The organism is Polyangium sp. y55x31, assembly GCF_029946505.1.
Taxonomy (GTDB): domain Bacteria; phylum Myxococcota_A; class Polyangia; order Polyangiales; family Polyangiaceae; genus Polyangium.
Genome location: NZ_JARZHG010000057.1, coordinates 48,543 through 59,562, shown reverse-complemented (window position 1 = coordinate 59,562; position 11,020 = coordinate 48,543). Strand labels below are relative to the sequence as shown.

At 67.3% G+C, this 11,020-nt stretch carries 8 protein-coding genes; 2 read left to right on the top strand and 6 right to left on the bottom strand.

The genetic code is table 11. The features are described from left to right. Positions 1-624: 624 nt before the first annotated feature. From bcp to QHF84_RS47340, 5 genes are all read right to left on the bottom strand, one after another. On the bottom strand, positions 625-1,308 hold the full coding sequence (bcp, locus tag QHF84_RS47360) for a thioredoxin-dependent thiol peroxidase (protein ID WP_281320251.1): 684 nt from the start codon (positions 1,306-1,308) through the stop codon (positions 625-627). 65 nt (positions 1,309-1,373) lie between these two features. Continuing rightward, positions 1,374-3,368, bottom strand: coding sequence for a hypothetical protein (locus QHF84_RS47355; protein ID WP_281320250.1), 1,995 nt, complete (start codon positions 3,366-3,368; stop codon positions 1,374-1,376). Between the two features lie 51 nt (positions 3,369-3,419). Continuing rightward, the gene (locus tag QHF84_RS47350; protein WP_281320249.1) at positions 3,420-4,754 is read right to left on the bottom strand and encodes an FAD-binding oxidoreductase; all 1,335 of its coding nucleotides are present in this window, start codon (positions 4,752-4,754) and stop codon (positions 3,420-3,422) included. 148 nt (positions 4,755-4,902) lie between these two features. After that, a complete protein-coding gene (locus QHF84_RS47345; RefSeq protein ID WP_281320248.1) occupies positions 4,903-5,790 on the bottom strand; it encodes an Hsp33 family molecular chaperone HslO in 888 nt (295 codons plus the stop codon). Next, the gene (locus QHF84_RS47340) at positions 5,790-7,856 is read right to left on the bottom strand and encodes a M3 family metallopeptidase (RefSeq protein ID WP_281320247.1); all 2,067 of its coding nucleotides are present in this window, start codon (positions 7,854-7,856) and stop codon (positions 5,790-5,792) included. The genes QHF84_RS47345 and QHF84_RS47340 overlap by 1 nt, the downstream gene beginning before the upstream one ends. A 266-nt stretch (positions 7,857-8,122) precedes the next feature. Between QHF84_RS47340 and QHF84_RS47335 the strand changes: the two genes are divergently transcribed. Next, positions 8,123-8,668: a DUF350 domain-containing protein gene (locus tag QHF84_RS47335; protein ID WP_281320246.1), complete on the top strand. Its 546-nt coding sequence runs from the start codon at positions 8,123-8,125 to the stop codon at positions 8,666-8,668. Beyond that, positions 8,665-9,585, top strand: coding sequence for a hypothetical protein (locus QHF84_RS47330; protein WP_281320245.1), 921 nt, complete (start codon positions 8,665-8,667; stop codon positions 9,583-9,585). Before QHF84_RS47335 ends, QHF84_RS47330 begins: the two co-directional genes overlap by 4 nt. A 6-nt stretch (positions 9,586-9,591) precedes the next feature. Here QHF84_RS47330 and QHF84_RS47325 read toward each other — a convergent pair whose 3' ends face one another. After that, on the bottom strand, positions 9,592-10,776 hold the full coding sequence (locus tag QHF84_RS47325; RefSeq protein ID WP_281320244.1) for a hypothetical protein: 1,185 nt from the start codon (positions 10,774-10,776) through the stop codon (positions 9,592-9,594). Positions 10,777-11,020: the final 244 nt, after the last annotated feature.

Genomic DNA, 11,020 nt, shown 5'->3' with positions numbered 1-11,020 from the left:
CACCTGCATATGTCGTCAGCAATCAAAAATGTACCGACGACTGGACCGAGCCTCGTTCGATTGATCCTACAAAGTGGGATGTTGGAGCCGATGGACCTACTCGACGGTTTATGAGATGAGTTCTACTGGGCGTTCAACCAGAATGGCGCGCAGAACGCGTGGGACATCCAGGTCGCGGCCGAATCCCACGGCAACTGGGACAGCAACTGGGGCTGGAACCATTACGGCCGCCTGGAGCCGCGCCTCACCTGTTCCTACTGAGCGCGGCTCTCTTCGTCGGCGCGGTGTCCGAGGGCGACGATCAGCAGTAACGCTTGAGGGCCGCCGCGCGCGCCTTCGGTTTCGTCCTATCACGCACCGGCGAGGCCGTGAGGAGACAACGAGGTTGGGCGAGCCCGTGATCGGGGTCCGGCGAGCGTGTGATCGAAGTCCTCTCCCTTCGACATCGCAGACGACGAGCGCGTGATCGAGGTCGGCGAGCGCGTGATCGAGGTCGGCGAGCGCGTGATCGAGGGCAGCGAGCCTGTGATCGGAGTCCTCCCCCTTCACATCAAGCCGGCGAGCCCGTGATCGAAGTCCCCGAACCGGCGCCGAGGAGCCTCCGAACGAGGCGTGACGTGAAGCTCAGAGCGCCGCGAGCGCCGCGAGCACCTGATCGGCGTGCCCGTCGACCTTCACGTTCGCGAACCGCTTCGCGATCCGGCCCTGCTCGTCGATGATCACCGTCGTGCGCAGCGCGCCCTCGAACGTCCTGCCGTAATTCGTCTTCGTCCCCCACGCCCCGTACGCGCGGTGCACGGCGCCGTCCGTGTCGGCGAGCAGCGGGAAGCCGAGGCTGTATTTCGCCTTGAACTTCACGTGCGAATTGACGCCGTCGCGGCTCACGCCGAGCACCACGGCGCCCTTCTTCTGCAGCGTCGCGAGGTTGTCCTGGAACGCGCACGCCTCGCGCGTGCACCCGGGCGTGTCGTCCTTGGGGTAGAAATAAAGGACCACGCGCTTGCCGGCGAAATCGGCGAGCGACACGGTCGTTCCCGCGTCCGAGAGAAGCGAGAAGGAAGGCGCCGCCTCTCCGCTGCCCGTCGCCGGGGCCGTGGCGGCCGTGGCGGGGGCCGCCGCGGCCTTTTTCGGGGTCGCGGCGGCCTTCTTCGCGGGAGCGGCCTTCTTCGCGGGAGCGGCTTTCTTGGTCGCTGCCGCTTTCTTCGCGGGAGCCGCCGCCGTCTTCGCGGGCGCCTTCTTTGCGGGCGCCTTCTTCGTGGTGGGGGTCTTCTTCGTGGTCGTTGCCTTCGTCCTGTACGACGTCGCCATGCCCGATCCTCCTCTGCGCGCCGACGAACCGTAGCGCGAAACGAAGACCGGACGCAATGGGTCCGCTATTCGGGATCGCAGGCGCCGTCGCAGGTGTTCTGGATCTGCCCGTCCGGCTGGAAGAACAGATCGAGCTGGTCCTTGATCTTCGCGTTGCGCCGCACGCCCTCGTGGACGTCGTTCTTCTCGGACTCCGCGGGCAATCTGCATTCGATCCCCGGCTCGGTCGCGAGCTTGAAGTCGACCACGACGAGCGCGTCGTCCGCGGGCGCCGTCGTGCTCTCGAGGCCCCAGATCGGCCGCGGCGAGGGGTCGAGCAGCGGAATGCCCGTCGCGCGGGCGACGAGGTGGCTCGCGAGGTTGTTCACCGAGTGATCCCCGATCCCGATCTGCATGAGCACATGCCGGTTCGCGGGGCTCTTCGGGTAGGTATCCTTCAAGAGGTGCGGCGCGTAGGTCATGGGGTCGACGCGGTCCCAGGTGCCCTGGCTCAGGGCCATCAGCTTCGTGATGGTGAGCGGGTTCTGGAGCTGGCCCTGGAGCACGCCGTAGAGCTGCTGATAACTCGCCGAGCGCGACATCATGAGCGAGTACGGGCCGCCGCCGACGCCGAGCGCGGCGCGATCGAGGATCGGGTTCAGGGCCAGCATGGTGACGCCGAAGATCGAGCCCTGGCTGATCCCGTAATAGAAGAGCTTGTTCGTGTCGTAGAGGGGCTTGCCGAATTGCTGGAGCTCGGGCAGCGCGGCGATCGGGCCCTTCAGGGCGTAGGTCAGGGCGATGTAGTTGATGATGCCCTGGTGGAGGCGATCGACGAATCCGAAGACATTGCCGGTATCGTCGAAGGCCTTCTGCAGCACGATCTCGATGTCCGGCTCGGCCATGCCCCAGAGATCGACCGCGGCCGCGATGTACTTGCGCTCGTTCTCGTAGCCGCGCATGAAGCCGTAATTGATCTCCTCGGCGAGCCCGAAGAAGCCGTGCCCGTACTGAAGAATACGCGCCGGCTCGAAGGACGCGTCCGCGGGCTTCAGGCTATGCGGGACCTGGAGAATGAACGGCACGTCGGCGTCGCCGTTCTGCGCCGGCTTCCCGCTCGCGTCCCGGTGGATCTTCGCGCCCGGATCGACGCTCTCCATGTAGAGAGGCACCTTGATCGTGCCCTCGATCCGCAGCCAGATGTTTTCGTTTTCCGCGGGCGTGGTTTCCGTGACCTTGACATTGCTCACGGCCGGCGGATTCGCTTCGAGCTTCGTGATGAGATCGTCGCGCATCGTGAGGAGGTCACGCGTGTTCATCTCCTCGCTGCCCGTGGTGAAATCCCAGGCGAGCTGGAGCTTCTTCCGATCGACGCCATGGGCCACGAGGGCAGGGAAGACGTCCTTTTCGTAACGGCTCGCGATGGGGTCGAGCACGGGATCGGAGGTCGTCTGTTTGTCCCGGATACGCTTGAACCCCTCGGGCGGCGCGAGCAGCGGCCCGGCGGCCGCGTCCGATGCCGGCGCGAGCCCCTGGAGCGCGACGATGTATCGCTTGTCGTTTTCCAGCCGCACGAATGGGCGAAGGATGAAGGCCCGCTCCGAGGGCTCGGGCGTGTTCATGTCGACCTCGGCCCAGACCGGCACGGGTTTGCCCGTCTCCGCGTCGAGCAGGATCACCTTGCTTTCGGGCGAGAGGCTCTTCTCGGGCTCGTCCGTGTGGAAGACGACGCCCTCGGTGCTCACGCCCTCCTTGAAATGCACGAGGATCGGCTGATGCGCCGAGAACCCGTCGATCGGGTGCGATGCGGTGAAATCGAAGGACTTCTCGTTCTTGTCCTTCATCTGCGCGGCCTCGGGGATCACGACCCGCTTGCCGCTCGGCATGGCCGCGTCGTCCTTCAGGTAGAAATCGGACGGGTAGGGCAGGAGGCAGTCGTTTTCGAATGCGATGGGGTTACACCCCTCGGGGACGGCGAGCGGCGGCGGCCCCGCAGGGGTCTCCGTTCCGTCCGAGCATCCGAGCGCGGCGAGGCCGGCGAACGTTATGAGGCAAGCGGCAAGAGTCCGAGACGGTAGCATGGCAAGCTCCTTCGCCGGCCAGCGTAACACGGCGGACGGAGGAGCGGAGCGTCAGCTTTTGCGGACGCGGTGGCACTTCTCGTAGAGGCCGGGGAAGACGCCATGCGGGTCGAGCCTACGCTTCGCGGCCTCGTAACGCTCGCGGTCGTAGATCTCCCAGAATCGCTCCTCGGTGTAATGGTTGCGCGAGATCAGAGTCTTCACGCCGCCGAGCTCGTAGGTCTTCTGTTCGAGTACCTCGGATGCGTCGACGATCGGGTCGTCATTGGGCTTGCCGTACACCGCGCAGTCGATCCAGAGCTCGTCCTTGTACCTCGCGTGTGATTCGCGGATCCACGGGTACGGGCGCGGCATGCGGTAGGGGACGACCCAGAGCGGCCAGAAATCGAATTCACGCTCGTACCAGGCGTAGAACGCGCCGAAGTTCCGCTGCGGGACGAAGACGTCGCAGACGACGTCGGGGCGCGGCTTCAAGCCGAGCACGCGATCGAGCCGCTTCGACCATCGAATGAGGTTGCGCGAGCCGAGCACGTGGCGGCCGACGAGCCAGCGCACGGGCTTCGTCTCGAGCCCCGGCACCGTACGGCTGAGCCAGTGGCATTCGGCGTCGTAACGGAAGAAATAATCGGGCGTCGTGAGGAAATCGTCCGTCCGCGCGAGGGTGCTCTTGTAATAGACGTCGAGCCAGCGATAGTTCGAGGTGAACGGCGCCTCGTCCACGAACGCGCCGAGGCAGAGCACGAAGTCGCGTGGCCCGTGCACGATGCCGTCGACGAACTCGAAATCGCCCGCGCGGCAGCGCTCCACCATGGCCGCATTGAAGGCGTCGAAGCGGTCGAAGCGGCGGTATTCCATCCGGACGAACCGCTTCGCCGGCACGAGCTTGAACGTGAGGCGCGACAGCACGCCGAGCGTGCCGTACGAGCCGTGGATCATGTCGAAGAGCAGCGGCTCCTTGTCGGCCGAGCAGGTGACGATCTCGCCGTCGCCGGAGATGACTTCGTATTCGAGGCAGCCATCGTGGAAGCCTCCGTGACGATAGGAGCTCGACTCGATCGAGCAGCCCGCGACGGCGCCGCCGAGCGTGATGTCTTCGAGCTCGGGGACGACCGCGGGCACGAGGCCGTGTTCGAGCGTGCGCGGGACAAGCTCGGCGAACGTGACGCCGGGCTCGGCGACGCAGATGCGGCGCTCCGGATCGATGGTGAGCACGCGCCGCAGGCGCGAGGCGTCGATCGGCGTGGCGCGCTCCCGGGGATCGCCCGGGACGGGCACGAAATGGGAGACGCCGCCTTTGTCGATACGGACGGGCCCGCCCCGGCTGGCTTGTACACGAATGGTGCTGGCGACGCGCGTGACCTCGCGGTCGTGGGAAGAGAGATCCATTGGTTGCCCCCCGTACCCGGAGGCGTGGCATCCGAGCAAAGAATGGTCAAGCCGGCGAATCGCGAATTCGCGGCGCCGTGCGGGCCGGAACGAGGGAGCGGCCGGGGCGGATACGGCGGAGGTTTGGCGGGGACGATGCGAGGGCCGTTCAGCTCGCCATGAGGAGAGCCTTCAATTGCGAAGGCTGAATGCCGTATTCTTTGCGGCAATAATCGCAGGTGATCTCGAGGACCTTGTTGTCGCGGAGGAGATCCTCGATGTCCGAGCGCGGGAGCGTCGCGAGGCTCGACAGGACGCGGAGCTCGCTGCAATGGCACGCATACCGCAGGTCCGACTCCGCGAGCAGCGTGTACGGCATGCCATAAAGGAGCTCCTCGATCAGCACATTCGGCGTGAGATCTCCTTTGCGGAGCAGGTCGTCGAGCTTCGGGAAGTCTTCGAGCCTCTGCGTCATGATCATGAGCGGCCCGCGCTCGACCTCCGGCAAGAGCTCGACGATGTAGCCGCCAGCCGCCACGACCTCGTCCCCTTCGAGCAACGTGGACACGGCGATCGTGGAGACGATCTGCTCGGAGTGCTGCATGTACGCCATGAGCGCCCCCGAAATCCCGCCGTCCGGCCCGTCGAACGAGACCTCCACGATGCCCTGATGCAGGGCGCCGTTCGGCAGCGTCCGCATCATCTTGAGCAGCGCGCCCTTGCCGCCCACCATGTCGTCGCCCGTCTCGCCGCTGAAGCCCACGAGGCCGCGGTTCGTGCCGTCCGGGTGCGCGTCGGCCACGATGCTGCCCTTGCCGCCCGCGCCCTTCAGGATGCTCTGGACGCGCAGGTTCGGGCTCATCGCCTCGCGGATCAGCGCCGCCCCCGTGACGAGCTCGCCGAAGCGGCTCGCCACCGCGCCCTTCGCTCCTTGCGAGGCGATCGCGCCGCGCACCGTCTCGGTGGTGAGCGCGGAGATGACCCGGAACGCGCCGTCGTTCGTCATGGCGCGGATGACCTTGTCGGACTGCTTCTTCGTGACGTTCTTTTCGCTCATCAAACGGCCACCGCCGTCCCGGACGCGATGAGGCCGTCGCGTTCGAGCAGCGCCTCCAGGGTTGGTTCGCGCCCCATGAAGCGCCGGTAAAGGACCATCGGATCCTCGCTGTCGCCTCGCGCGAGGATCTCGGATCGGAAGGCCTCGCCGACCTCCCGGCTGAACAGCCCCTCGCGCTTGAACCGCGAGAATGCGTCGGCATCGAGCACCTCGGCCCACTTGTACGAGTAATACCCCGCGGCATACCCGACCGGGCTCGAGAAGAGGTGCGAGAACGAGGCGATCATCGCGTGATCGCCGGGCAGCCTCGCGGGCGAGTGGCGCGAGAGGATCTCGCGGCCGTACGTGGTGGGATCGCCGTCGCGCGCCGGATCCCAGTCCACGTGCAGCGCGAGATCGACCTCGGCGAAGCCGAGCTGCCGCATCATCGCGTTCGCCGCGCGGAACGTGCGCGCCGCCCGCATGCGCTCGAGCAGCGGCGCCGGGATCGGCTCGTTCGTCTCGTGGTGCCGCGCGAAGAGGTCGAGCGCCTCTTTCTCCCAGCACCAGTTCTCCATGATCTGCGAGGGCAGCTCGACGAAGTCCCACGCCACGTTCGTCCCGGCCAGCGTGCGCACCTCCACGCAGCTCGACGCGTGGTGCATGAGGTGGCCGAACTCGTGGAAGAGCGTCTCGACCTCGCGGTGGTTGAGGAGCGCGGGACGATCGCCGATCGGCGGCGTCAGGTTGCCCGCGAGGACCTCCACGTGCGAGGCCGGCGCCTGGGCCTCTGCGACGCCCGTCACGAGGCCCTGCATCCACGCGCCGTCGCGCTTCGACTCGCGCGGCCAGAGATCCACGTAAAACACCGAGCTCGCGTGTCCCTTCGGCTCCACGATGCGGTACGTCGAGACGGTCTCGTGCCAGGCCTTCGTCTCGGGCGAAGGCTCGATGCGCACGCCGTAGAGCGCCGAGGCGATCGCGAAGACGCCTTCGAGCGCCCTCTCCGCGGAGAAGTAGGGACGGAGCGACTCCTCGTCGAAGTCGTACCGCGCGCGACGGAGCTTCTCGGCGTAATACGCGACGTCCCAAGGCTCGATCGGCGGCGCGTCGGGTCCTTCGAGCTCCTTGCGGAACGCTTCGAGCTCGGTGTTCTCGCGATCGAAGTACACCTGCGTCTTGTCGCGGAGCGTCTGCACGAACGTGCGCGCGGCGTGACCCGACTTCGCCATGCGATCTTCGAGCACGAGGTCGGCGAAGCTCTCGAAGCCGAGCAGGCGCGCCTTCTCGCGCCGGAGCACGAGGATCCGCTGCACGAGCGGCCGGTTGTCCCAGGGCTCCTCCGTCGCGCGCGTGGCGTACGCGCGGTACATGCGCTCGCGGATCGAGCGATCGTCGAGGTACGTCATCACGGGCAGGTAGCTCGGCGCCTGCATCGTGAAGCGGTACCCCGAAAGACCCTTCGCCTCCGCGCTCGCCTTCGCCGCGAGCACCGCGCCTTCCGGCAGGCCCGCGAGCTTCTCGGGCTCGCCGAGCACGAGCTCGAACGCGTTCGTCGAATCGAGCACGTTCTGCCCGTAACGAAGCGTGAGCTGCGCGAGCTCCACGTCGATCTCCGCGAGCCGCTTCTTCCCCTCGGGATCGAGGTCCGCGCCGCTGCGCTTGAAATCGGCGATCGTCTTGTCGAGCAGCCGCTTGCGTGTCCCCGTGAGCGCCTTCGCCTCGTCCGTCGCGGCGAAGGCCTTGAGCGCGTTCCACACGGGCTCCGAGAGCGCGATGCCGCTGAAGAACTCGCTCACCTCGGGCTGCACCGCGGAGTACGCGGCGCGGAGCTCGGGCGTCGTCGCCACGGATTCCAGGTGTCCGACCACGCCCATCACGAAATCGAGCTGCTCCGTCACCCGTTCGAGCGCGGTGATGGTGTTCTCGTACGTGCGGGGGCCCGGCTCCGCCGCGAGGGCATCGAGTCGCGCCTTCGCGTCGGCGAGGAGCGCTTTGACGGCGGGCTCGACGTGCTCGCCGCGGATGCGATCGAAGGGGATTTCGTAGCCGAGGCCGAGCAGCGGATTTTCGTGAGATTCAGGCATGTTCGGTGCTCTCGCGGCGCGCGCGCCTCCTCTGGGGACTTCTTCGTCCTTGCTACCTACGATCCCCTCTCGGCTCGCGCAACGCTCGGCGCGCGACATCCGGACGAGTTCGCCACGAAACACGCACCTGTGGGCCCGGAGGCGCGAGAGAACGAGCCCTCGGAGGACGAGAAGCGAGACTCCAGCGCTTTCCGTGGTGTCCGGCCCTCGGCCCTTCGGCTCGTTCGCCGGTTTCGAGGGCCTTTTGATTCCGCTACGCTCGCGCCGTGAACGTCGCCCTCTTCCTGATCGGGCTCGGCAAGATTTTCTTCGGCATCCTCGTCGGCGCCCTCGGCGTGTGGCTCGGCTCGCGCGTGCTCGGGCGGCTCTTGCGCCTCGGGGAGATCGACGAGGAGCTCGCGAAGGGCAACGCGGGCGTCGCCATCATCTCGGCCGCGGGCCTGCTCTCGCTCGGGCTCCTCGCGCAGCACGCGGTGTCGGCGACGTTCGCCGCGATGGACCTCATGTACCGCGGCCAGAAGCTCGCGCCCGTGATGCTCGGCAAGTTCGCGTTTTACGGCCTCGCGCACGTCGCGCTCTCGCTCGCGGTGGGCGCGGCCGCGCTCGCGGTGGGCACGTTCCTCTTCGTCCGGCTCACGCGCGGCGTGGACGAGCTTGCCGAGATCCGCAAGGGCAACCTCGCGCCCGCGCTCGTGCTCGGCGCGGTGATGGTGGTGATCGCGCTCGTGGCCGCGCCGGGCCTCGAGACCGCCCTCGACGGCCTGTTGCCGTTGCCCGAGCTCGCGCGCGACGAGGTGATGGCGCCGTCATGAACGGTCGAACGATCCTCGCGCTCGGAGCGACCGCGTGCCTGTTCGTCGCGGGCTGCTGCTGCAACCTCGGCGACCTCGCCGAGCTGCTCTCGCAAAGCGGAGACGAAGAGCCGTCCGAGGACACGCCGGGCGTCGATCTCGGCGTCGCGGTGTATCCCGAAAAGACGCCCGCGTCCGGCGCGACGAAGTATGCGTGGCGGGATCGTCGGCTCGAACCGCCCGTTTATCGCGCCGGTTACGCGCTCGGCGCGGACGAGCAGCGCGACGTCGATGCGGCGCACCGCGAGCTCGCGGTGCGCCTCAAATACCAGGACGCGGGCGACGGCGCGTTCAAGTGGGTGCCGCCGCCGGGCTGCGACGCGAGCATGCAGTGCATCTTCGAGTCGCTCGCGGAGCGCAGCAAACCCGACGTCGATCCGCTCGCCGCGCGTTTCAAGGCGCGCATCCAGGAGGCGAAGCTCGGCACGCTCGACGCCGTCGAGCTCATGGCCTCGTTCGTCCAGACGATCCCTTACGAGATCCCCAAGGATCGCCCGTTCGGCCTCATGCCGCCGGCGCTCGTGGCTTCGGCGAAGAAAGGCGACTGCGATTCGAAGGCGCTCCTTTTGCACATGCTGCTCGACGCGATCGGCGTCGACAGCGTGCTCCTGAACTCGAATGCCCACAGGCACGCGATGCTCGGCGTCGCCGTGCCCGCGCAGGGCGAGAAGATCCGCTACCAGGGCCGCGAGTACGCGTTCGTCGAGACGACCGCGAAGAACGCGCCCGTCGGATGGATCTCGAAGGAGCTCTTGAAGCCGAACGACTGGGTCGTCGTGCCCGTGCGAATCCGTTCCCCGGAGAAGGCGCCGAAGAACGAAGCAAGGGCGGGCAAAGCGGTGGACCCGCCGAAGCCGAAGTCCACGAAGAAGCGTTGATCGGGCTTACGAGCCGAGCGCGTCCGAGAGGGTGTGCACGGCGGCGATCATGCCCTCCGTCGGGTTTTCCCGGTGTGCACGGGCGTGCTCGATCACGAGGTCGACGAGCGTCACGAGGTACGCCGAGGCGTTCGCCTCGTGGAGCGCTTGTTCGAGCGCGCCGAACCTTTTGCGCGTCTCGTCGGTCGCATCGAGCGCCGACAGCGCCGCGAGCATCGCAGCCGCGCGCGCCTCGTCTTTTTCTTTGATCGCGTCCCGCCCGGCGTCGATGAGCACGTGGCCGAATGTCGCGACCCGCGCTTCGGTATGCTCCGGGGAGCTCCCTGCGGCTTGCGCCACGAGCTCCTGCAGCTCCGGGAAAGCGCGCCTTTGGACGAGCGCCAGAAAGAGGGCGTGTCCGTTCGTCTCCCAGTCCGCTTTCGAGCCGAGCCGCTTGCTGATCCACGCGACCACGGGCGAGGCCACGGGCCCCTGATGCAGCGAGGCGAGCGCGGCGCTCATCAGCCGCTCGGCAGAGGCGCCTTGCGCCGCGAGCCAATCGAGCAGCATCGCGCGCTCGTCGCCGTTCGTCCCGGTCTTCACCTTCTCGAACGCGTCTTCGACGGTGAGCCCCGCGAACGGATCGGCGAAGAGCGGATCACCCTCGTCGCCGCCGAGATCGAGCCCGAGCTCATCACCGAGCGAGTCGCCGCCGAAGAAGGCGCCGTCACTTTGTTTCGAGGCCGAAGCATCCGGCGCGGTCGCGTCGTCGAGGTCGAACATCGACGCGAGATCGACGGGTTCGTCCGAGGGCGCGAACAGGGCGACCGCGGGCGCGGGTGCTTTCGTTTCCCTGCGCTCGATACGCGCTTGCAACGCGGGCGGGACCTTTCCGCGGACGAGGTCGGCGAGCGTCTCCCATTCCCGATCCTCGAAGGAGAACCCGGGCGCGTTCAGCACCTCGTGCTCGAACTCGGCGGGTTTGTCCTCGCAGAGCTTCGCGAGCGCGACGAGGATGGGCGTGCGCTCGACGTGCGAGGAGCGCGCGCGCCAGCGAAGGAGATCCGCGGACGTGAGCTCGTGCGCGTGCTCGGCGAGGAAGCCGTGATCGTCCGGCGTGAGCGACGCTTGCCGGAGGACGTGCAAGAAGGCCACGGCGCGGGCGCTTCCGCGATGAGCATGCACGAGGGCATCGATTTCAGCCTTTTTCATGGGAGCCCCCACCTTACCAGGGACCGGCCTTCGCGCGCGACGCTCGTATCGTGCTTCGACGTGTAGGAGCTGCGCTCCGGAATGACCACCCTCGGCACCACGGCGACGCGGGGCGAGACGCATTACACGCTAACGAATGCTGCTGCGTCGCGCGAAGGACCGAAGACGTCCGAGGGGCGCTCCGCCCGGGGCGATAACGCGAACGGGAGTGATGGGCCAAAAGAATTGCATTGGTCGAAATCGA